18 protein-coding genes are annotated in these 23,488 nt (G+C 49.7%); 9 read left to right on the top strand and 9 right to left on the bottom strand.

Going from position 1 to position 23,488, the window contains the following annotated elements; genetic code table 11:
• Positions 1 to 160: 160 nt before the first annotated feature.
• A complete protein-coding gene (locus BM231_RS06030) occupies positions 161 to 1,708 on the top strand; it encodes a hypothetical protein (RefSeq protein WP_093517615.1) in 1,548 nt (515 codons plus the stop codon).
• A gap of 167 nt (positions 1,709 to 1,875) precedes the next feature.
• Here BM231_RS06030 and fbaA read toward each other — a convergent pair whose 3' ends face one another.
• Both fbaA and BM231_RS06020 read right to left on the bottom strand, forming a co-directional pair.
• A complete protein-coding gene (fbaA, locus tag BM231_RS06025) occupies positions 1,876 to 2,946 on the bottom strand; it encodes a class II fructose-bisphosphate aldolase (protein ID WP_063287135.1) in 1,071 nt (356 codons plus the stop codon).
• A gap of 279 nt (positions 2,947 to 3,225) precedes the next feature.
• The gene (locus tag BM231_RS06020) at positions 3,226 to 4,041 is read right to left on the bottom strand and encodes a heterodisulfide reductase-related iron-sulfur binding cluster (protein ID WP_093517613.1); all 816 of its coding nucleotides are present in this window, start codon (positions 4,039 to 4,041) and stop codon (positions 3,226 to 3,228) included.
• A gap of 215 nt (positions 4,042 to 4,256) precedes the next feature.
• Between BM231_RS06020 and BM231_RS06015 the strand changes: the two genes are divergently transcribed.
• The 3 genes from BM231_RS06015 (at position 4,257) to BM231_RS06005 (ending at position 6,526) form a co-directional block, all read left to right on the top strand.
• Positions 4,257 to 5,033 carry a glycoside hydrolase family 16 protein gene (locus BM231_RS06015; protein WP_093517611.1) on the top strand — a complete coding sequence of 259 codons (777 nt, stop codon included), beginning with the start codon at positions 4,257 to 4,259 and terminating at the stop codon, positions 5,031 to 5,033.
• 203 nt (positions 5,034 to 5,236) lie between these two features.
• A complete protein-coding gene (gene nfsB, locus BM231_RS06010; RefSeq protein WP_093517609.1) occupies positions 5,237 to 5,893 on the top strand; it encodes an oxygen-insensitive NAD(P)H nitroreductase in 657 nt (218 codons plus the stop codon).
• 189 nt (positions 5,894 to 6,082) lie between these two features.
• A complete protein-coding gene (locus BM231_RS06005) occupies positions 6,083 to 6,526 on the top strand; it encodes a GNAT family N-acetyltransferase (protein ID WP_208860119.1) in 444 nt (147 codons plus the stop codon).
• Between the two features lie 66 nt (positions 6,527 to 6,592).
• On the opposite strand, the gene BM231_RS06000 is transcribed toward BM231_RS06005, so the two are convergent.
• Positions 6,593 to 6,991, bottom strand: coding sequence for a c-type cytochrome (locus BM231_RS06000; RefSeq protein ID WP_093517605.1), 399 nt, complete (start codon positions 6,989 to 6,991; stop codon positions 6,593 to 6,595).
• A 340-nt stretch (positions 6,992 to 7,331) separates the two neighbouring features.
• Here BM231_RS06000 and BM231_RS05995 point away from each other — a divergent pair, with 340 nt between their 5' ends.
• From BM231_RS05995 to glcF, 3 genes are read left to right on the top strand one after another with little or no spacing between them, the layout of a single operon-like run.
• Positions 7,332 to 8,828, top strand: a complete 1,497-nt coding sequence (locus BM231_RS05995; RefSeq protein WP_093517603.1) for an FAD-linked oxidase C-terminal domain-containing protein — start codon at positions 7,332 to 7,334, stop codon at positions 8,826 to 8,828.
• Positions 8,829 to 8,870: 42 nt separating this feature from the next.
• Positions 8,871 to 10,070 (top strand): glycolate oxidase subunit GlcE, encoded by a 1,200-nt coding sequence (glcE, locus tag BM231_RS05990; protein WP_093517594.1) that lies wholly within the window; start codon positions 8,871 to 8,873, stop codon positions 10,068 to 10,070.
• Between the two features lie 3 nt (positions 10,071 to 10,073).
• Positions 10,074 to 11,384, top strand: coding sequence for a glycolate oxidase subunit GlcF (gene glcF / locus BM231_RS05985; RefSeq protein ID WP_093517592.1), 1,311 nt, complete (start codon positions 10,074 to 10,076; stop codon positions 11,382 to 11,384).
• A gap of 63 nt (positions 11,385 to 11,447) precedes the next feature.
• Here the strand turns inward: glcF and BM231_RS05980 are convergent, their stop codons facing one another.
• From BM231_RS05980 to BM231_RS05970, 3 genes are all read right to left on the bottom strand, one after another.
• Positions 11,448 to 11,948 (bottom strand): translation initiation factor 2, encoded by a 501-nt coding sequence (locus BM231_RS05980; protein WP_093517590.1) that lies wholly within the window; start codon positions 11,946 to 11,948, stop codon positions 11,448 to 11,450.
• 353 nt (positions 11,949 to 12,301) lie between these two features.
• Positions 12,302 to 13,072, bottom strand: coding sequence for a SurA N-terminal domain-containing protein (locus BM231_RS05975; RefSeq protein ID WP_093517588.1), 771 nt, complete (start codon positions 13,070 to 13,072; stop codon positions 12,302 to 12,304).
• Positions 13,073 to 13,280: 208 nt separating this feature from the next.
• Complete coding sequence (locus tag BM231_RS05970; protein WP_093517586.1) at positions 13,281 to 13,991, bottom strand: L,D-transpeptidase; 711 nt, start codon at positions 13,989 to 13,991, stop codon at positions 13,281 to 13,283.
• A gap of 447 nt (positions 13,992 to 14,438) precedes the next feature.
• Here BM231_RS05970 and BM231_RS05965 point away from each other — a divergent pair, with 447 nt between their 5' ends.
• Positions 14,439 to 15,188: a protein phosphatase CheZ gene (locus tag BM231_RS05965; protein ID WP_208860118.1), complete on the top strand. Its 750-nt coding sequence runs from the start codon at positions 14,439 to 14,441 to the stop codon at positions 15,186 to 15,188.
• Positions 15,189 to 15,343: 155 nt separating this feature from the next.
• Entirely contained in the window at positions 15,344 to 16,000 is a 657-nt protein-coding gene (locus BM231_RS05960; RefSeq protein ID WP_093517881.1) for a DNA-3-methyladenine glycosylase I, read from the top strand.
• Positions 16,001 to 16,083: 83 nt separating this feature from the next.
• Here the strand turns inward: BM231_RS05960 and BM231_RS05955 are convergent, their stop codons facing one another.
• The 3 genes from BM231_RS05955 to BM231_RS27325 all read right to left on the bottom strand — a co-directional run bounded on the left by BM231_RS05955 (position 16,084) and on the right by BM231_RS27325 (position 23,387).
• Positions 16,084 to 16,917: a GNAT family N-acetyltransferase gene (locus tag BM231_RS05955; RefSeq protein WP_208860117.1), complete on the bottom strand. Its 834-nt coding sequence runs from the start codon at positions 16,915 to 16,917 to the stop codon at positions 16,084 to 16,086.
• A gap of 209 nt (positions 16,918 to 17,126) precedes the next feature.
• Positions 17,127 to 18,335 carry a calcium-binding protein gene (locus BM231_RS05950; RefSeq protein WP_093517582.1) on the bottom strand — a complete coding sequence of 403 codons (1,209 nt, stop codon included), beginning with the start codon at positions 18,333 to 18,335 and terminating at the stop codon, positions 17,127 to 17,129.
• A gap of 312 nt (positions 18,336 to 18,647) precedes the next feature.
• Positions 18,648 to 23,387: a calcium-binding protein gene (locus BM231_RS27325; protein WP_093517580.1), complete on the bottom strand. Its 4,740-nt coding sequence runs from the start codon at positions 23,385 to 23,387 to the stop codon at positions 18,648 to 18,650.
• Positions 23,388 to 23,488 lie beyond the last annotated feature (101 nt).

Here is a 23,488-nt window from a genome sequence, read left to right as displayed (position 1 = left end):
ACCATCACAGCATTTAGCTCCAGTTTGAGAGAAAATACGTAAATTCCGGAAAGCATTCATTTGAGAGGACGTAGTACTTTACTGAAAGCGTGAAAAATACCGGTGTTCGCCTCATTAAATAGTTGGTGGGAGGCAAATACTCATGCTTTGGAGTTGATGGATGCCCCCGCAAACACTGAGCAAACAAGAGCATAAATGGGCCAACGACATGGCTCGTCACTTGAACCTGACCTTTGCTGAAGAGGGGGGCGAGCAGGTCGGACAACATCACCAAGCCGACGTTGTGAACGCTCCTACAAGTCTACTGGAAAAACTCGCGTCCATGGAGAAAGCGGCAGATGCTCTGAACGCAAACACGGAGTTGATCAAGAACCAAAGCGCTGTTTTCTCACCTTTCAAAAAAGCAGGGCAGTCTGCACGCTCGGGTATTGCAGCTGCACGAAAAGAGCTGAAAGGCCGAAAGCCCCAAAACGCGGAGGCGAGGCTTTCCAAAATTCAAGAGAACGTTTCCTCTATGGAGCAGCTCATTGCTGTTGCTCAGTCCAATCATAAAGGTTTGGAAGCGCAGATCCCTTGGGTGAAGGAAGACCTCGCGCAACTGGCACTTGAGTTACCTGTTGTTGACAGCCTTGCCATTGCTAAGAAAATCCCGAGCAAAAAGCACAAGAAATTCCTCAGTCTTGACCAGGAAGCCAACGGTCTGATCAGTGAAGTTGAGACCCTTTGTGAGAACCTTCAGGTAGATGCTGCGAACAAAGTCTTGAAGAAGCTCAATAAGACACTTCAGGCCTATCAAAAGGAAGTTGATTGGCTGCACGCTCTGCCCGAAGTTACTGGTGTCGGAGCTAGCGAAAGCCCGCGTGTGTCCAAGCTCGACAAACTTGCTGCTGCATTTATGCGAAAAAAGACTCAGGAACATAAAGTTGAGCTGGTCAAAGCTGAGCCGGATGAGAAGACGAAGGCTTTTCTTAAGACTTGGAACAGAGAGAATTTCTCCGATCCTTCCGAAAGGCTCGACCTCCAAAAAAGAGGCGGCTGCAAAGCACCTTTCAAGTTCATCGTTCGAACAGGTTCAATGGATGATTTTATCAATCAAAAGGGCTGTTTTTCTGCTCAGGGAACCGAATATCTGGAAAATAAAGATGCCATTTGTACATCCGTTGTGACTGATGAAAAGTGCTTTGTCTACGGAGCCTTTGGCGTCATCTTGGATGTCCCGCCACAAAACGTGCTGGTCTCCAGTCCCGATGATCTCATGAGCGAGCTTAACATTGGCCGCAAAGACAAAAAAGACAGAATGGTCAATGTCACACAAGAGCAAAACGAAAAGCTTCTCGATGTGCCAGACCATGTTCGCAACGGTTACTTGAAGAATGAGCTGGACAGATACCAGTACGATAAACGCCAGCAGAACGTCGATGACTTGGTGGACAACACCTACTATGCGCATAACGAGGTAATCGTTTCATCCAAAGATGGTATTCAGCATAAGCAAGGCGTAGACGCAACCGAGCCCATCAAGATCAATGGAATCTTTCTCATAGACGCTGAACCCTCTCCCGACACCATCGCGTTTCAGGAGTTTGAAGGCAAAAAGGCCCTGACCAAGGAAGAAAAATACCAGATTTTCATGGAACACGCCGAAAAAGTAGCCAAAAACCTCGGTGTACCGATCCTGTTTTTAGATGGTGAGAGCACGATGGCTTAATCATCTTAGAACAGGCCAACTGTTAGTGTTGGCTCTGCCAACTCCTACAGTGCGGTGTAACCTTCCACGAAACTTAATGAACGGCGTCCCTGCGTAACTGAACAAACATAACAAAAAAGCCCGGCACGTCTGCACCGGGCTCTTCAATCTTATAAAATCTAGTCAGCTTACTGGCAGAGGCTCTTGCCAACGCAGTTCAGGTCTTCGCAAGCTTCTTTCAGGCGCTCAACAATGCCCAGCTCACCTTCACGCAGCCATTTGCGTGGGTCGTAAGCCTTCTTCGTTGGGGCACCAGTTTCTGGGTCGATCTGGTATTTGAAAGCATTTGCGTTTGCTTCCACGTACGCACCAACCTTTTCAGAGAAGGCGAACTGTGTGTCGGTGTCGATGTTCATCTTGAACACGCCGTAGTTCAGGCTCTCTGTGATCTTGGATTTCTCAGAACCGGACCCTCCGTGGAACACAAGCGCCAGCGGGTTTGCACCAAGGCTGTGAGTTTCGCTGACCAGTTTCTGGCTTTCACGCAGAATCTCAGGGCGCAGCTTCACGTTGCCCGGCTTGTAAACGCCGTGCACGTTACCGAAGGATGCTGCAACGGAGAAGTGGCCAAGCGGGTTCAGACGATCATAAGCCTGCAGAACGTCTTCAGGCTGGGTGTAAAGCTTTGGATTGTCAGCTCCGATGTCATCATCAGAACCAATACCGTCTTCTTCACCACCAGTTACACCCAGCTCAATCTCAAGGCTCATTTCCAGCGGAGCCATCATCTTCAGCAGGCGTTCGCTTTCAGACAGGTTGAACTCGATGTCCTCTGCAGAAAGATCCAGCATGTGAGAGGAGAACAGTGGCTTGCCGTTTGCCTTGTAGAATGCTTCACCATGTTTGATGAGCTCTTCCAGCCAAGGGATCAGGCTCTTGTCCGCATGGTCGGTGTGGAGCACAACGCCAACACCGTAATGCTCTGCCAGAAGGTGCACGTGCTGAGCTGCAGCAACTGCGCCAAGTACTTTTGCCTGGAAGCTGTCCTTGATGCCTTTACCGGCATAGAACTGCGCACCACCATTGGAGAGCTGAACGATAATATCTGTATTGTTTGCAGCTGCTGCTTCAAGAACTGCGTTGATGGAGTCCGTTCCAACAACGTTAACCGCAGGCAAGGCGAACTTACCTTCGCGGCATGCTTCAATCAGGGTTTTGTAGTCTTCACCAAAGATGACGCCCGGCTTGAGCTTTCCCATTTTTATAGGCTCCTGTGTAACAGCAGATAGGGGAGACAAAGTGCCTCACACTGTGAACTGGCAACAAAGCCGGACCATGGCCTTGGCCAGTTGCCGCGCACACTACTCAGCAATACGCAGAACTACAACATTTGTAAGGGCATTCTGAGGAATTTAATGGATTTAAGAGACAAATCACTGGCCTTAAGCAGTAATTCCCGTCATGCAGAATTTGTGTTTTTCACAAGCAGCACCAGGAACCACAATCCCTGCGCAAGTTTCGGCGTCGACCCAGGGGAATCAGAGGACGGACTGACCAGCCATCACACGGGCACTCAAGCCAATCGGCATAGACTGGATATCGCCTGCCAGAACCTCTAGAACAGGTCTGAGCTCAATGGCAGACCCATAGCGGCGCAGATGGGTAGAAAGCTCCATCAGAAGCGTCAGGTCTGTCGAGACGAGCGTGCCAGCCCCGCATGAGCGCACAGCGTGCAGCAAACCACTCAGATCACCGGCCCCCAGTTCGGGAGAGATCGTCCCCTCTGGAGCGCCTTTCACTTGAGAAGCGCAAATCTGCGGCAGGTCAACAACGCTGACTTGCTCCATCTGACCCAGCAAAGTGCGGGAAGCCACCTGACTGCCAAACAGATTTGGTGCATCTGACACATCCAGAAACGCAACCTTACCTGCAAAACCCTGCAAGCTCTGCCCAAACTCAGGTGCAGCCAGCAGCAAATCAGACACCTCAAAGCATTTGCGCGTAAACTTGGTCGTGATCTTCGCCAGTTCCTCAGACTGCTCCGAGAGGAGAGGCGCATAGGCCCGCTCAAATACCTTGGCACAAAACGGCGAAAGCACAGCCACATAGTCGTAGTGGCCAAACTGCGAAATCACCTCCTTCGCCAAATCCCGCGCATCCTCCAGTTCATTGGAGCGCAGCGACACAAGCCCGCAACAACTCTGAATGCTCGGTGCTTCAATCTCATAACCAGCTCTATCCAGCAGATGAACTGCAGCTTTTATCAGGGAAGGGCGAAAGAGATTGGTAGTGCAGGAAACAAACAAACCGACCCGAGCATCCTTCTTATATTTGGGGCGTCTTTGTCGGGCCATGAAAAGAAAAGTCCTGCAGATTCTGAGCAATGCATAAATGAATTCGCTCAAACCTGCCTGCCACAATTCGAAGGGGACTTCAATGCTTAAAGAGATTGCTTAGGTTTGAGGACACCACCTTAAACTAACTGTCGGCAGTGTGATACTTTGAGCAAAACCTGAGGCCGCAAATTCGCGACAGCAATTTCATTTATTCATTATGTGAAGGCATCTGCATGAATCTCCAACCAAACTTCAAGCTCATCTTTGAAGACAACTTTGATGTTCCCGTTCTTGATAGAAGTAAATGGTTGCCCAACTACCTCCCTCATTGGAGTTCCTTGGAATTATCTGCGGCGAATTATGAGATAACGGATGAAAGACTGCGTTTGTTCATCTCTGAAAACCAGCAATGTTGGTCGCCTGAGTTTGATGGAGAAAACAAAGTATCAGGTCTCCAGACCGGGCATTTTGCTGGCGATCTCAACAGCCCCTATGGGCAGCATCGGTTTCGGGATGGGCTCATAGTAAAATCTGAAGTTCCTGAAATGCGATTGTTTTTACCGCATTATTGTAGGCTCGATATACGCGTTCGTACAAAATTGAAACCATGGAACCTGGCCGCGTTGTGGCTGATCGGCTTTGAAGATCAGCCTGCACATTCTGGAGAAATTACGGTCTTTGAGATTTTTGGCAAGAGTGCGGCAGCAAAAGAAGCTCAAGTCGGACGCGGAATAAAACGCATTAATGACCCGCTCCTCAAAGATGAATTCGACGATAGCGTTTTGCCCATCGATGTCGCTGATTGGCACGTCTATTCGATGGATTGGTCTCCAGGTAAGATCGAGTTTTTCATCGATGGTGAACTGGCTACAACGACCTCTCAATCTCCGAATTATCCAATGCAGCTTATGTTGAATTTCTATGAGTTTCCTCACAGTGGCCCAAAGACACCAGAACAAGATTCTTGGATGGAAATTGACTTCGTTCGATGCTTTGCACAATCAAGATAACGTGCAGATAGTATCCAAGATTTTGATCTTGATAGGAGGCAGGTAAAGCTCGGACAGCGGTAATGATCTATGAGGTGTCGGATACAGAGCCAATAGTATACATTTTGTGCCTATGTGCATTTTTTGTGCGTACTTGCTAAGAAGAAACTAATGGTTATCTTCCGGTCAGAACATCACTTAGAACAAGAAACCGGAAAATGAGCATGAACTTGAAAAACGTCGCGCTAAGCCGCTATTCCACCAAGGAATTTGATCCTGCAAAGCAGATCTCTGCAGAGCAGTTTGACCATATTAAATCTCTGCTTCGCTTTAGCCCATCCAGCGTCAACTCACAGCCATGGCACTTTATCATCGCAGATACACCGGCAGGGCGCGAGCGCGTTTCAAAGGGAACACAGGGCATGTTCTCCTTCAACAACGGCAAGGTGCTCAACTCCTCCCACGTCATCGTTTTCTGCGTAAGAACAGACATCTCTGATGAATATCTGGACCGTCTACTGGAAGCGGAAGAACAAGACAAACGCTTCGCTGACCCAGCTGTAAAAGAGACAGTTAAAGCAGGCCGTGCCACCTTTGTTGGCATTCATCGTGACCAGTTGAAAGACGCTGACCATTGGATGGAAAAACAGGTCTACCTCAACATGGGAACCATCCTTCTGGGTGCAGGTGCGCTGGGCATTGATGCAGTGCCGATTGAAGGCGTAGATGCACAAGCACTGGACGAAGAGTTCGGCCTCACCGAAAAAGGCTACCGCGCCGTTGCTTTGATTGCCCTCGGCCATCGTCACGAAAGCGACTTCAACGCCGCCCTCCCAAAATCCCGCCTCCCAGAAGGTGAAATCTTCACAGAACTGGCTTAATCAGCTTTGTACTTAACGCCAAAAAAGGGGTGCTTCATGCATCCCTTTTTGCATGAAATGACCGAGTTTTATTCTGCAATTGGACTGTACTACACTACAATCAAAAGCAGGCGCACAAAGTCACCTCAATTGCCTGCCATCAAATTATAAGGGAACCGAAAAACATATATACTTAGAAAGAGTTGAATGATGATCAGACCGTATCAGGAAGCGGACCTTCCAGCTGTGCTAGATATTTACGCAAAGTCCAAACTTGATGAGTTTGCCTATGAAGATAAGCAGTTTGAGTTACTCCCGCTTGAACAGGACCCTAAGCGGTATACGAGTCTCATCACGTCACAAATCTCAGTTTATGAAGAAGAGAAAATGTTGGCTTATGCAGCTCAGGATGGAGCTGATCTGAGATCATTGTTCGTCCACCCGAAAGGCAGAGGCAAGGGCATTGGCAGAACGCTCATGCAACACATGCTGGATAGGGCTGAGGGCGAAGCAACTCTCTATGTCGCCAAATCCAACTACCCCGCAAAGCGGCTCTATGAGCAATTTGGTTTTGTCATTACCAACGAGTTCATGACCGACTATAACGGCATCCCAATCCTCGCAAACAAGATGGTGCGTAAGGCAGAAGGATGAGGGTAGGCCAAATAAAAAAGGGCCGCAGAACTGCGACCCCCGATCTTTAGAATCTCTGGAATCCAATTATTTCTTGGAGCCGTCTTTATTGAACTGAGCGAGGTACGCGATAACGTCCTGACGCTGCTTTTCTTTCTTAAGACCAGCGAAAGCCATCTTACCTTTCGGGATAACTTTCTTCGGTTTTGTAAGGTATGCGTCCAGGGTAGCTGCGTCCCAAGCTTTACCTTCTTCTTTACCTGCCAGAAGAGGTTTGGAATACTTGTAGCCTTCAACTTCACCCCAACCAGCATCGATGATGCCGTTGAGTTTAGGTCCTACCTTGTTCTTGGCTTTTTCACCAACAGCATGACAAGCCTTACATTTTTTGAAAACTTTTGCGCCCTTAGCAACATCGCCTTCAGCGAATGCCGCACCGGAACTCAACAGCAATGCAAGCGCTGCAACGACGCCAAACTGCTTCATATTTTATCCTTCCCACTATATCCTAAGAGATAACCGCGAATAGAGAACAACATAGTCTAACTCATGGGGCAGTTCCCATAGATTCGACGTTACCTTCGTATATATTGTTACGGCATATTGTCGCGGACGGAATTGATCATAAGCATAAACGACTGAAAATAACTTGCTTTGAGTCAAACTCACCAAAAACTGAAGCCGTTGTTTCGTGGGCGACAATAGACTTAATGCGGCTTTTATCTTTGCATAAATTGTGAGAGTCTCAGCCATTGTATTCAGTAAGAACGGTTGGGTTGGCGGCTTGGAAATATAGTTTCAAATCACAACTCAGGAGGGAGGCCTGATGGCAGCAATCGCGATGCCAAAACCATCACAAGAAACACTAAAAAAACGCTCCAAAATCGTCGCTGATTTGCAAAAAATCGTGCGTGGAGAAGGTGTTATCTGCGATGAAGTCGAGATGCGTCCCTACGAGACGGATGCCTTGACCGCATATCGCCAACTGCCGCTTGTGGTGGTTCTGCCTGAGACAGTGGATCAGGTCTCGCGAGTGCTCAAGTACTGCTATGACAACGATGTAAAGGTGGTGCCTCGTGGCGCCGGTACCTCCCTGTCTGGCGGCGCATTACCGCTGGAAGACGGCGTTTTGCTGTCCATGATGAAATTTAATCGGATTTTGGAAATAGATCTGGAAAACCGGGCAGTTGTGACCCAGCCGGGTGTGACGAACCTGGGGATTACGACGGCTGTACAGCAGGATGGTTTCTATTATGCCCCAGATCCATCCTCCCAGATAGCCTGTTCCATTGGTGGCAACATCGCAGAAAATTCAGGCGGAGTGCACTCCCTCAAATACGGTTTGACCACCAACAACCTGTTGGGGCTGGAGATCGTTCTCATCACTGGAGAGGTGATCCGCCTCGGCGGCAAACATCTGGATTCTGAGGCCTACGACTTGCTGGCCCTGCTTACAGGGTCCGAAGGATTGCTTGCCGTTGTCACTGAAGTCACTGTCCGCGTTCTACAAAAACCGGAAACAGCACGCGCTGCCCTGATTGGCTTCCCAACCTCAGAAACAGCCGGCAAATGTGTTGCTGAAATCATCGGAGCGGGCATCATCCCCGGTGGCATGGAGCTAATGGACAAGCTCGCCATTGATGCTGCCGAGGACTTCGTACATGCCGGATATCCGCTGGATGTCGATGCCCTCATGATCGTGGAACTGGACGGCCCTGAAGCAGAAGTTGATGACTTGCTCAAGCGTGTCAGTGCAATCGCAGAAAAGAACGGCTCATCTTACCTGCGCGTCTCTCAATCAGAAGAGGAGCGCAATACATTCTGGGCAGGGCGCAAGGCAGCTTTCCCGGCAGTGGGCCGTATTTCGCCGGATTATTTGTGCATGGACGGCACCATTCCACGCGCAGCTCTGCCACAAGTCCTGCAGGAGATGCAGGAGCTGAGTGAGAAACACGGATTACGTGTCGCTAACGTGTTCCACGCAGGTGATGGAAACTTGCATCCACTCATTCTTTATGACGCTAATATTCCCGGCGAGCTGGCAGCAGCAGAAGCCTTTGGCGCAGATATCCTGCGCCTCTGCGTAAAAGTGGGCGGTGTCCTCACAGGAGAACATGGCGTCGGTATTGAGAAACGCGATCTCATGCCGGAAATGTACTCTGAGGATGACCTGAAACAGCAGCAACGTGTGAAGTGCGCGTTTGATGAAAAGCAGCTTCTCAATCCGGGCAAGATGTTCCCGGTCCTTCATCGCTGTGCGGAGCTTGGCTTCATGCACGTACATCAAGGCCAGTTGCCATTCCCGGATATTCCACGCTTCTAAAGCGTAAGTGGATGACTAAAGATAAGAGAACAGGACGAAACCATGGGAGAGGGTTTCCACCCAACAACAGCTGATGAGCTGGAGGCGGTCGTCAAATGGGCCGCCGCCGAGCGAACTCCGCTGGAAGTAATCGGCAGCGGCTCCAAACGCAACTGGGGCAGGGCAGTACAGTCCGCGCATACGCTGCGCATTGACGGCATTACTGGCGTGATCGACTATGAACCGGCAGAGCTGGTGCTCACAGTCAAAGCGGGCACACCGCTGACGGACGTTCAGACCCTCTTGAAGGAGCATAATCAGGAACTTCCTTTTGAACCGGCTGATCTCAGCGCTGTTTTGGGTGTGGCAGCTCAGGCAGGCACCATCGGCGGTGTTTTGGCAACAAACCTGTCTGGTCCACGTCGCCTCAAAGCCGGTGCGGCGCGCGACCACGTGCTTGGTCTGGAAGCTGTTTCTGGACGTGGCGAGATCTTCAAAGCAGGTGGACGCGTGGTGAAAAACGTGACCGGTTACGATCTGTCCCGCGGCTTCTGTTCCTCATGGGGCACTCTGGCTGTTGCCACAAGTTTCTCCATCAAAGTCCTCCCACGCGCTGCGAAAGAATGCACCTTCGTGCTTCTGGGCCTGACACCTCAGGAAGCTTCCAGTGCCATGTCCGAAGCTATGGGGTCTTCTGCAGAGGTTTCTTCTGCAGGCTATCTGCCCAAAGGCTTCTGCCCGCTTTCACTAGAACATTCCATCACCTTACTCAGATTGGAAGGCATTCCCGTTTCTATCGATTATCGTTTGGATAAGCTTCGTAGCATCCTGAAACGCTTTCCATCGCAGGAGCTCATTGAAGGGCAGGCCTCCCGCAAAACATGGGGTGATCTGCGCGACCTCATTCCGTTTGCCGGAAGTGACAAGCCGCTATGGAAACTCTCGGTCTCCCCGACTGCAGGGCAACAAGTGATTGCTGAGTTGGAAAAGCGATTTGCAATCAAATGGATGATGGATTGGGCTGGTGGTCTTGTCTGGGTAGAAATGGAAGGTGAAGGGCCTCATGATGTTCCTCTGCGCCGGATCATCACCGAGAATGGAGGTGGACACGCGATGCTCCTGAGAGGGAGTGCTGAACTCCGTGCCAGTGTTGATGTCTTCCAGCCGCAGATAGAGACGTTAATGGGTCTTTCAAAACGTCTAAAAGCGCAGTTTGATCCACACGGCATCCTTAACCCGGGCCGTATGTACGCGGGGATCTAGCTCATGCAAACCAACTTTACGCCAGAACAACTCAAAGACAGTGCCACAGCAGTATCCGAACAGATCCTGCGCAAATGCGTGCACTGCGGGTTTTGTACCGCAACCTGCCCAACATTCGCACTACTGGGAGATGAACTGGACAGCCCACGTGGTCGCATCTACCTCATCAAAGAGATGCTGGAAAACGACCGGCCCGCAGATGCCAAGACCGTCAAACATATCGACCGCTGTCTGTCATGTTTGTCTTGCATGACCACCTGTCCGTCAGGTGTAAATTACATGCATCTGGTAGATCATGCCCGCATTCATATTGAGCGCACCTACAAGCGCCCGTTGCAAGACCGGATACTCAGAGCTGTGCTACAGGCCGTTTTGCCAGAGCCAGGCCGCTTCCGCCTTGCCATCGCCGCTGCTTTCTATGGTCGCCCGCTCGCAGGCCTTATGAAGAGCTGTGGCGGAACACTTGCAAAACTGGGTGCTATGTTAGCATTAGCACCAACCAAATCATCAACGCCTTCCCAGTTTATCGGGCAGGAGAGCGTGGCTCCAGAAACGCAGCAAAAAGGCCGCGTCGCCATTTTGAAAGGCTGCGCCCAAAGCGTGCTTGCCCCGTCCATCAATGATGCCGCAACCCGCTTGCTTACTCGCATCGGTTACGAAGTTGTCTTCCCAAAAGGGGAAGGCTGCTGCGGCGCACTCGTGCATCACATGGGCAAGGAGGAAGCCTCCAACGAACAAGCCAAAGCCAACATTGATGCGTGGATGAGGGAGATGGAAGGTGAAGGGTTGGATGCCGTCATTATCACTGCATCTGGCTGTGGCACCACCATCAAGGACTACGGCTTCATGCTGCGAGAGGATCCGCAATACGCAGCAAAAGCTCAGAAGATCTCCGAGATGTCCAAGGACATCGTTGAGTTTCTGATTGAGCAGGATCTAGGTGAGACGCAACTGCATGAAGACCTGACCGTCGCCTATCATTCTGCATGTTCCATGCAGCACGGCCAAAAGATCACATGGCAACCCAAAAAACTGCTGCAAAATGCTGGCTTTGTTGTCAGAGAACCTCAGGAAAGTCATCTCTGCTGCGGTTCGGCTGGCACCTACAATATCATGCAGCCCAAAATCGCCACTGCCCTGAGAGACCGCAAAGTCGGCAATCTGGAAGCCACCCATCCGGAGCTTGTCGCCACTGGCAACATTGGCTGCATCACCCAAATCTCCAGCGGCACCCAAATCCCGGTCATCCATAGCATCGAGCTGCTGGACTGGGCCTATGGTGGCCCAAAGCCAGTGCTGCTGGGTAAGGCGTAGGCGCGCTGATTTAGGCTGCCTTATACAAATACCTCTCAAATAAGATTGAGAGGTATTTGTCGGTCATACACCACCGCCACGCCGCATAACGTTCTCCTGATGAGCTTTCTCATTGTCAGCGTATTCCTTCCGAATATGTGAGAGATCGCCGATCGGTGTATTTGGGTTTGCTGGGTTTATTGGCTTGAGCTCAACTAGAACTGGGTTCGGTTTGTGATTGAGCATCGCACCGGTATAAGCGTCCACACCTACACCAATCACACCTCCGATCAGAGCATTGCCCGCCATGGCTGCGGCACCGCTTCCAGCAACTTCAGTGGTGACATGCACTTTCTGCGTTTTGTAGCCTTTTTTGGAAACGGTGACGTTGAACTTTTCTTTGCGTGAAATCTTGAGTGTACAAGGCGAGGAGTTGCAGGTCATTCCAATGTCCGTTGAGATCTTTGCATCTTCTGGAGAAGCATAGATTTGGACTTTTTCACTCATACCGCGTGTGACACTGGCGCACCCTGAAAGGAATAATCCAACCGAAAGAAATGACGTAATCAAGAAAACAGTCTTCATCTCAAAATTCCCGCCTTAAAAAATTGAACCGATACTCTCGGCGTCGTGGGGGACATGCAAAGGTGAAAAATTTGATTCCCAATGCATTTATGAGCTTGATTTTGTGCCTTTCGCAGCTTCAGGCAATTCCTGAAATTGAATATGTTAACGCAATGATTTTAAGGAGGAAAATTCATTGAGCTTAACTTCTCCCTTGATTTCCTGGATTATTCATAGAGCGGCTGTACACTGGCAATGTAAGAGATGAATACTTAGCAAGCATGATTGAGACAGTCCTCTAAAATGCAGGCATATTGCAACTCATCCAAACGCAGATTAAATGTTTTGGTTGAGGCATTCACGTCGTAAGCGCTCTACTCAGCGTGAATATGCCCATCGGAGCGAATTTTGCAGCTGACTTTCCCGCCAAGTTCGCCTTCGATGTGTCGTAGTTCCTCTGCAATTTCGGGGGGGAGCTGACCCTCGTCAATTGTCGTAGGTGTCGCCGCGACGACTTGGGTATGCCAGTCTCCCGCAAAAACCAAACCAGTCTCGTGCGCAAGCAGCAAGAGGCTCAGGATACTGGCGAAACAGCCAAGCAGGATGGCTGCAAGCGTATACCGATTGAGTGATGGTCCCTGGTCTTTCAGGCAATCCTCCAAAACCTCGCGGATCTGGGTGATGTCATCAGAGTTCAATGGCTCATCCAGCAATTCAATGGGCGAGCGTTCCTCGCTTATGGGCTGTGAGGGCTCCGCGGCACTTACTTCATCAGTACCCTCAGGAATTGGCTGTAAACTTACAAAAGTTGGTACATAACCCATATCCGGCAATCGGATCTGCATATGATGGGCGTCATGATGTTCGTCGTTATATCCGCGCAGAAGAGACCGCAAACGCGAGATGTTGACCCGCACAATTGGGTTTTCACGCGGATTAAAGCCTGCAGGTAAGTTGAAAACCTTCTGCCCAATAATTTGCTCTTTGAGGTCGTCTTCCTGTTTGGAGAGTTTTCGCTCGACGAGAAACGTCAGCAGAGCAGTCAGTTTCGGGCTTCGCCTGAAGTTGGGGCTGGACAAAATATTGGAAAGAGTTGCAACCACTTCGTCTTTGCTGATGACTAGTCCATTCTTCTTGGCACACATACGCGGCACTCCCAAAACACACAGATGTGGTCTGGGGGAAAAAGTCCCTCAATCAGATGGTCAGCAACGGCACATTCTCATAATAAGTCTGTTTAAAGACAGACCTTTATTTTTTGATGCTTTGCCTTGAGCTGGGGTACGGCAAGCAACTTGAAGTTGTTGTCTTATCATAGTTTCCTGCACCCAAGATTGCAACAAACCTGCATGCCTAGCGCACATAGACCTTTGCGCCAACTGGAACCATATTATACAGCTCCGCCACATCTTCGTTTCTCATACGAATGCAACCAGAAGAAACAGCTTGGCCAATCGTCCATGGCTCATTTGATCCATGAATACGATAGAGTGTGGAGCCAAGGTAAAGTGCCCTCGCGCCCAATGGGTTACGCGGTCCACCCGGCATGTAACGGGGCAGGCTTGGTTGTCTTTTCAGCATCTCTGCAGGTGGCCGCCAGTCTGGCCACTCCCGCTTAAGGGTAACTTTGTGGACGCCAGCCCATTCAAAACCAGGACGGCCAACACCCACGCCATAGCGGCGGGCTTTGCCGTTGCTTTGCACCAGGTAAAGATATCGTGATGTCGTATCGATCACGACAGATCCCGGTGAATAGGAGGTGTTGTAGCTGACTGTTGTCGGCAAGAACTGTTTTGGAATACGGCGATCATACCGCTTTGATGTTGTCCGTGATCGCCTCGCTTGTTTTTTAGAGCCGCGGAGGTTCTGAACCGCCTTGGCTTGAGACCGTGGGATTTGCACAACCCATGGATTTGCAAGATCAGGGCTGAGGACAAGCGGAGGCGCAGTGGCTCGCGGCTTGTATTCTGCCTGAGCAGCAGAACCAAACGCACAGACCAAGCCACCCACGCTGAATAAAGTAACAAGCCAGTTTGATTTGCTCTTTGACGATGCCCCAAACATTCCACACTCCTCTGGACCTTGCCAATGACCCGATGTCCTCGGAAAACTAGGAGTTGCAGCTCTAGTAACTGTTAAAATTATCAATGTAATTTATGCTAGTTCAAACTAAGGTTAACCAATTGTTACTGAACTATGCGGCCAAACGGCGGAATTATCTTTAAAAATCAATGCTGATAAATCTAAGGTAATAATTAACACTCTAAGAAGTAAGTGAGTAGTGACCGGCGTGCAGGAGTGCGAATCGTACCCATCATACATATGGGTGCATGGGCGCGTCTTGCGACCGGGATTGCTGTTTAAAATCTGTAATTGAGAGCTTGTCTTCGTAAGCCTGTGCCAGTTTGCGAAGGAATGGCGGAAAACAAAAGAGGGCGCATCGCCGGACAGGAGTAGCGACGGTGTGGCCTTTAATAGGAAGCGTATTTGCTTCATGAGTTCGGGGTTGGGATGTCAGTTGTAAGAAAAACCTTTCGTGCAGAGGCTCAGTTCGGAGTGCGCAGCGTACGCACCGAAGTAAGCACTCCGATTCAGGACAATGGTGAAGAGTTGCGTCACCAGCAGGTTATGGAAGAAATTGCCAGCCTGAAAGAGCTGGTGGGATCTCCTTCGACCGACCCACAAGAACTGTCCCGGCGCGTCGCGGAAGAATTGCGTGAGGAAATCGGTGAAGCCGCAAAGCTCAAAGGCGAGCTGGATGCGATTTATCAAGCCATCGCTGAAACCAAGAATGAAATTGCAGCTCTTCACAGCAAGGCAAGCGTTGATAATGACGAGCGTGGCCGTGTGACATTGGAGCTTGGTGCTATTGTGTCAGGAACAGAAGGCGCGACCGAGCAAATCCTGACCGCAGCTGAGGTCATCGACCAGAGTGCGGCAACCGTTATGCCAATGGTTCCAAGTGAGCACGAAGGCCTTGTAACCGACATTCATGAGCAGGTGGTGTCGATCTTTGAAGCCTGTAACTTCCAGGATCTCACCGGCCAGCGCATCAGCAAGGTGGTGAACACCTTGTCATTTGTTGAAGAGCGCATCATCCGTATGATTGAGATTTGGGGCGGTATTGAAAGCTTCAAGGAGATCAGTGATCGCATTTCCTCTGAGAAAGAAGGCGACGATTCTGCTCTGCTTCATGGCCCGGCTCTGGATGTGGAAGCTGGTACCGTGACACAGGATGACATTGACGCTTTGTTCGATTGATCTTTTCTAAAAGAGACATGCAGATGGCTTGCTATTTTGGCAAGCCAATGCTTTATAAGAGAACATAACATAAACATTTTGAGTGGGTTATTGAGGGTGACTGATGATTGCCTAACAAGAACCCGCAGAGACAATTGACCATGAAGGGCAAGGCAATGGACCAGAATTCAACACCGATTGCTGAAGGACTGATCCGCGGAGAAGACGGCAAGGACCGTTGCTGGTGGCATGGCGGAGACCCGTTCTATCAGGCCTATCATGATAACGAGTGGGGGCATCCGGTTACTAACGATATCCGCCTCTTTGAAAAAATCTGCCTCGAAGGTTTTCAGTCCGGCCTGTCTTGGATCACTATTCTGCGTAAACGCGAGAACTTCCGCGCCGGTTTTGCAGGTTTCGACTTTGAGAAGGTCGCAAAGTTCACACAAAATGACATTGAACGCCTTGTTCAGGATGCCGGCATCATCCGCCACCGCGGCAAAATTACTTCCACCATCAACAACGCCAATCGTGCACTGGAAATGCGTGAGGAATTTGGTTCACTTGCAGCCTACTTCTGGAAGTGGGAACCAACCGAGGACCAACGCCCCAAGGTCTGTGACTACGCCAACCTCAAGACGCTCGGTAAAACCGAAATCTCCACGGCCATCTCCAAAGATCTCAAAAAACGCGGCTGGTCTTTCGTGGGTCCAACCACCGTCTACGCCTTCATGCAAGCCATGGGCATGGTCAATGACCACCTGGAGGGCTGCTGCTGCCGGGACATCGTTGAAGCCAAACGTGAGGCTCTCGTGCGTCCAGTGACGGCCTAGCAAGAGTATTGGTGATGAGATTTATGAGGTGAGGGGGACCACTCACCTCAAACTACTGTTGCAGCTATTCCGTTAAGCCTCAATCATGCAGTGTCAGCCGGGCGCTCAAAGGTGCCTTGAGGCGGAAGGATTGCAAGAACGAGAGTTTCGCGATGCTCGAAGCCGCAACGCCGATAGATCCGCCCTGCAGGACCGTCACTGTGAGCTTGTAAAACAGGTATTGTTTCAGGTGCCTGCGCCTTAGCCCAATCTACCCCAACTGTGACGAGTGCCGCGCATATGCCGTGCTTACGATGGCTGGGGCGTGTCTCAACTTCCTGAAAACGCGAAACAGCTGCGTCGGCATAGATACCCAGATCAGCAACCAAGAGATCCCCATCAAAGGCGCCAAACCAGTTCGCCAGTCCTGCCTTAATCTGTCTGCGACGGCTCTCAAAACGTTTAGACACGTAAATTCCGAAGCTATCGCGGTCATAACCTTGCTCAACAGCAGTATCGATCTGAAGCGCGATGACTTGCTTCCAGTCCTCTTCGGTCTCGATCGGGCGTATGTTGATCCCATCGGGCGTAGGGGCACGGTTGAGAGGTTGGGCCAGGCTCAGGACATCGATCTGTTCCAGCTCGTATCCAAACCTGGAGAAGGGGGCGTGCTCTGGCCCGATCTTCATGTCAGGCGTATCCCACCCAAACATCGTATGCGCCGCCTCTGGAAGGTCCTTACGAAACTGCGCGATCTGCTGTTCAGGATCGACCTTATCGCCGCGAAAGAACACCATATTGCCAGCCCAGTAATGAGGCTCATCCGGTATGCGCAGAACAATCCGGTCTGGATGCACCACAACCTCACTAACGCTCCGCTCCACAAGGAGGTCACTGCGTACCCCCAGCGTTTGCGCCAAATCCTGTCCGTTTCCCACGTCGCGTTCCTTAAAATAACTTTTCTAACAATCAGCGCATTGCTATTGAAGAAACCCACCGCACGCAAGGGAATACCTATCTACATTACGGGTGCTGCAACATCTGTCACCTATTCGCCACCCCTCAAAGCAACCCCCGTGATTTGCACTACTAAAAAAGCCCCGGCACAGTAATGCCGAGGCTTCATAATTGTCTAATTTCTAATCACTTAGACAAATGCAAAGTCATCTGCATGAAGGTCAGCTACAGAAACATTCTGAAGGGTGATCGAAGTATCATCATTTACGTAGATAACAGTATCCGCACCAACATCACTCGCAGCAGCAAGAACATCTGCAACACTATCGAATGTAGCTGCGAACTGGATCACATCCTCAGAACCGGCACCAGCAGTGAAGTCTGTGATGATGTCATGTTCAAAATTCTTTTCAAACAAGAAAGTATCGTCGCCGTCTCCTCCTGTGAGGGTATCATCGCCACCATAGCCCCAGAGATTATTGTTGCCAGCGTCACCAACAATAATGTCGCCATACTCATCGCTTCCCATGACGTTTTCAATGGAGACGTAGGTATCTCCAGCTGCATCACCTGCATTGTTAGCCTGGTCAGTAAGATCTACCGTGACAGCTGACTCTGACCAGCGATATCGCACGGTATCATTGCCGGTGCCGCCATCAAGGTAATCAGAACCAGAGCCATAGGCATTTAGCCAGTCATCACCGCCACCACCTTCCAAGTGGTCATCTCCATCAAGGCCAAAAAGACCGTTGTTGTTGTCATCTCCAATGATCACATCGTCATAACTTGTGCCGAAAACTTGACTTATGTTCGTGAGCTGATCACCTTCAGCATCGCCACCGGATATCTCACCGGTCGCCAGATTGACTGATACCGCTTCAGCAGAGTTGTTGTATCTGATGGCATTGCGACCGCCACTGCCATCGATGATATCGACGCCAGCGCTTCCGTAAATCTCTTCGTCTGCATCAGACCCGACGAAAGTGTCGTCTTCATCAGTACCAAAGTATCTGAGACTTCCATCTTCATGGACTTCGAATTTTGGCAATGTCGAACCATCAGCAAACACAAACTGGTCTGCCAAGATTTGATTGCCCACACCGTTTTCGATTGTCAGAGCATCTGTAATCTCATCGAGAGGCTGCTCTGGGTTTGCTTGATCAATAAGGTAAATCTTCAGATCTTTGTTGTCAGGTCCGCCGGCAGTAATCCTGATGCTATCCATCGTTATGCCGGCACCAAACTTCACCACATCACTACCCAAGGCATCTTTAATAACATCCTTGTCATCGCCTGCGGCAGTTCTGATCGTGTCATTGCCTGCACCGGCTAAAACAAGGTGGTCTTCAGAACTAGAAGTAGAATAGTTCTCATTGCCACTTCCGAGTTGGATTTTCATGGCTACGATCCTCGAGTTTCATAAATTTTTATAAATGTGCAGATTGCACGTAATATTTATGCGGCTCATGGTTGCGTATGACTGACCCAGAGTGAATTGAAAATACAAATTATCGATCTTATATGCTTAAAAAATGTTAAAAATAACAATAGTTTATAGATATTTTCCTTTTACAAGGCGCATCGCAACCTAGGATGTAAAGTGTATTCCAAACGGTTAAAGAAGTTTCCGTCATTACTTCCAAGATGTGGTTACGACAAAGCCTCGGCACGGTAGTGCCGAGGCTTCGAAGTTGAGTGCTATATGTAAAAGTTAAGAGACAAATGCAAAGTCATCAGCATGTAAATGCGAAACGTCGACATACTGGAGAGTGATTGAGTTGTCTTCATCAAGTTGAATGACTGTATTAAAGCCTTCCTGACGAGCAGCAGACATCACATCCTCAAAGCTTTCAAACACACCATCTGTGAACTGTATGGTATCACGAGAGCCTTCGCCGAAATGAAAATCGATGAGTGTGTCATTTCCGAAGTTCTCTCCGAATATGATTGTATCATCTCCAAAACCGCTGGTGATAATGTCGTTTCCAGTTCCACCAGAGATCTGGTTATCACCTTCTACACTATCAATTATATCATCTCCGCCAAGGCCGTTAATGACGTCATCGCCATTCGTACCCCAAAGGATTTCACCTTCATCACTTGCGTTTTCCAGAAGCTTCCGATGGATGTCTTCCCAGTTCCAGACAGTGCCGTCTGCAAACTGAAGCTCACCAAACTGCAGTTCGCCTGGAGTGTCGGTGAATGCAGTCGTGATGACTATGCTACCACCATCCTTGAAGGAGTATTGGAGGCCAGACCAGCCGCTTTCGGTATTACCCAGTCGCTCTATTGCGACTTCATCTGGTGAAATGCCTTCCCCAAACACAATCTTGCTGTATGGGTTCAACACACTATTTGTTCGGATTGTATCATTGCCATCTCCAAGGTCATAATGGAATGAAACTTCGCCGCCGATATATTCAAGGATGTCATCCCCGGTTCCACCTTCAACTTTCACAAAGTTAGACAGCGTCGGTGATGGAAGCGTGTAGAACTTATCGTTTCCAGCTCCGCCTATAAGCGTGCTATTCCCGTCATGGTAGGCTGAAATGACATCATCGCCATCACCTCCATCAAGGGTGTCATTACCAGTGCCGCCGCTGAGCTGGTCGTTCCCGGCACCACCTTTGACGATATCATCTCCCTCTCCACCGGAGAGGTGGTCGTTGCCTTCGCCACCGAAGATTTGATCATCTCCTGCACCACCGTTGATGTTATCATCATCAGCGCCACCAGAAATGTGATCGTCTCCATCGCCACCACTAAGTATATCCTTGTCATCTCCTCCTTTGACGGTGTCGTTGCCGTCTCCTGCAAAAATGAAGTCTCTTCCTGCACCGCCATCAATTACATCATCGCCTGCAAGGCTTTTGATAATATCACCGTCAACTGTACCGTTGATGGTGTCATCACCGTCGGTCACTCCGTGATCTGCAGCGTGGGCTGCTGCGCTGTCGATGAGCTTTTGGTTGACGTCGTCCCAGGTCCAGACTGTTCCATCAAGAAACTGAATTTCGCTGAACAGCAGTTTTTCAGATGATTGGAAATAGCCGTTTTCAAGAAGCAATGTACCACCATCGCTGAAAGTAAACTCAATTGAGTCGCTTCCCGCATGCCTCAAAAGGACTTCATCCGGCTTTGCTCCCACAAGCATGAGTTTGTTGTTGGGGCCCGCAAGTCCACCTGCGCGAATGATGTCATCACCAGAACCGACACCATACTCAACTGTGATATCACCACCAAAGTAATGGATGGTGTCGTCACCATTTCCGCCGTTTATGATTGATGAGCCCTGTATGTGATAGAGGGTATCATCGCCATTACCGCCATGAAGCTGGGCACTTCCTATACCGTTGGCTGCGAGGACATCGTCACCATCACCACCGTCAAGGTAGTCATCTCCTTTGCCGGAACTGAGTTGATCATTCCCTGCGCCACCTTTTAGGTCGTCGTTTCCATCTCCTCCTGAGAGGACATCATCACCTGCTTCACCATAAATGGTGTCATCTCCGCCCATGCCATCAATGATGTCATTACCGGAGGTTCCTCCAACAACATCGTTTCCGTCACCAATGTGCTCTTGAAGCTTCTGGTTGATGTTCTCCCAGTTCCAGACCGTACCATCAGCAAACTCGATCTCGCCGAAATCAGAGCGCAAAGTGTATCGGTCCATGACCTGACCCAGAAGCAACGTGCCACCGTCTTTAAAGGTCACAAGAAGACTGGCTGAGTTGGCTGATGCCCGTGTGATTACGACTTCATCTGGCAAGATACCCTCACCAAGAACTAACTTATGATTTTCATTCTGCAGTTTCTCTGGGTACCAAAAATCAACAACGTCATTCCCATCCCCAAGATTGTAGTGAATAGTGACATCTGCCAATGAGATATTAAGTCTATCATCGCCTGTTCCAGCAGTTACAACTGCAGAACCATACCTAACCATGATTGTATCATCACCGCTTCCGCCAATGACTTGGTCTACTCCATGAGTAATACTTGTAATTGTATCGTCGCCATCTCCTCCATCAAGGATGGAATTGCCCGACCAACCGTTCAGTTTATCGTCGCCAGCGCCGCCTTCTAAGTGGTCATTTCCTTCTCCGCCGAAGAGGTTGTCGTTTCCTTCACCTCCAATGAGATGATCGTCACCGGAATGGCCTAGAATCTCGTCATCTCCGCCGAGGCCGTTGATTGTGTCATCACCCAAGGTTCCTACGAGATAATCGTCTGCATCACTGGCATTTTCATAGAGCATCTTATTGAAGAACTCCCAGTTCCAGACAGTGCCGTCTGAAAACTGAAACTCACTAAAGTTGAGATGTGTTGGCCCGTAATAGAAAACGTTTTTGATGAGCAGCGTACCGCCGTCCTTAAAGGTTAGCAGAAGGCTGAGATCATCGCGGCTATTGCCATTTACATCAGTGCCTTCTCCGACACGCGTGACAGTTACTTCATCTGGTGAGATGCCGGAGCCAAAAATGATCTTGTGATTTTTATGGTGTGTCTTTTCTGGATACCACAAATCGACGATATCGTTGCCATCACCAAGGTCATAATGAACTGTCACTTCAGCAGTTGAGACGTTGATTGTATCATCACCTTCTCCACCGGTGATAACGGAAGTGCCTGTTACTGCATAGATGGTGTCGTCTCCGCTTCCACCAAGGATCTGATCTTCACCATAAGTGATGCTGAAGAAGGTGTCGTTGCCGTCTCCCCCATCAAGGATGTTATTGCCAGCGGAACTGCTCAGCTTATCGTTGCCGGCCCCACCTTCAAGATGATCGTCCCCGTCGTGTCCTTGGAGAGTATCGTTTCCAGCACCGCCAAGGAGGTGGTCGTCGCCAGTGTAACCGTCGATTTTATCGTCACCGCCTCGGCCATCAATCACGTCATCGCCTAGGGTGCCAGCGAGCTCTTCACCTTCATCCCCTGCGTTCTCAAAACGCATTTTGTTGAAGGTCTCCCAGTTCCAGACAGTGCCATCTGCAAAGTGGAGCTCACCTAAGATAAAACCGTTAGGTCCGTAAAAGAAAGCGTTCTTGATGAGTAACGTTCCGCCATCCTTAAAGGTCAGCAGAAGGTCAAGATCATCACGGTTCTTCCCATACGCATCAGTGCCTTCTCCGACACGCCTGACAGTGACTTCATCGGGTGAGATGCTAGAGCCAAAAATTACCTCATGATTTTTATGAATTGGTTTTTCTGGATACCATAAGTCAACGATGTCGTGGCCATCACCGAGATCATAATGGACGGTAACTTCTGCAGAGGAGACATTTATTGTATCATCACCTGTTCCTCCGGTGATAACGGAAGTGCCAGTTACTGCATAAATGGTGTCGTCTCCGCTTCCGCCAAGGATCTGATCTTCACCATAAGTGATGCTGAAGAAGGTGTCGTTGCCGTCTCCCCCATCAAGGATGTTGTTGCCAGCGGAACTGCTCAGCTTATCGTTGCCAGCCCCACCTTCAAGATGATCGTCCCCGTCGTGTCCTTGGAGAGTATCGTTTCCAGCACCGCCAAGGAGGGTGTCATTCCCATCGCCGCCTTTAAGCGTGTCATCACCACCATAGCCCCAGATCTTGTTGTCGCCAGCATCACCAGTAATGTGGTCGCCGTAGCTGTTACTACCCATGACATTCTCGATGGAAACGTAGACGTCACCAGAAGCATCACCAGCATTGTTTGCTTGATCTGTCAGGTCCACGGTAACCGCAGATCCTGACCAGCGATAGCGTACAGTGTCGTTTCCTGAGCCACCATCAAGGTAGTCAGCTCCTGAACCATAAGCATTGAGCCAATCATCACCGGCTCCACCTTCCAGGTGATCATTACCGTTTTGAGCAAACAGGTTGTTGTTGCCGTCATCACCAATCAGGACATCATCATGATAAGAACCAATGATGGACTCGACATTTGAGATCTGATCGCCTTCAGCATGGCCACCAGAGCCCTCACCTGTCGCAAGATTAACAGTCACGCCAGCATCAGACAGAAGATAGTTGACGATGTCGGTACCGCCTTTACCATCAATAGTGTCCGCACCAGCACTGCCGTAAATCTCATCTCTATCGGCAGTACCGATAAAGGCATCGTCACCAGCAGTTCCATAGAGCTTTAGGCGTCCGTTACTTTGTATGGCAATTTTCGACAGGGATGTCCCATCAGCAAACTCAAACCGTTCAATACCGTGATCATCAGCAATCCAGTTATCGAAGTAAAAAATATCAGCAATCTCATTAAGCGGCTGATTTGGATTGGCCGGATCGATAAGATAAAAAACCAGATCGCCACCTTCCAGGCGGATCTTAAAATCACTTAGTGTGAGGTCACCATCAAAACGAATGGTGGTGATACCAGGCGCTCCTCCAAAATAGTCTTTGCCTATTCCACGCTTGAAACCGTAGCTGTTGTCACCTTCAAGAGGCATTTTATCTGCAGCCATCTGTTTTCCTCGAATTTCATAAATATTTAAATATGTGCATTGAGCACATATAAGAAATGCACTTCAAGGTTGTGTCTAGGTGACTCAGGGAAAGAGCCAAA

Source organism: Pseudovibrio ascidiaceicola (assembly GCF_900114245.1).
Taxonomy (GTDB): Bacteria; Pseudomonadota; Alphaproteobacteria; order Rhizobiales; family Stappiaceae; genus Pseudovibrio; species Pseudovibrio ascidiaceicola.
The sequence above is the reverse complement of the archived record's forward strand: the minus strand, read 5'-3'. Positions and strand labels throughout refer to the sequence as shown.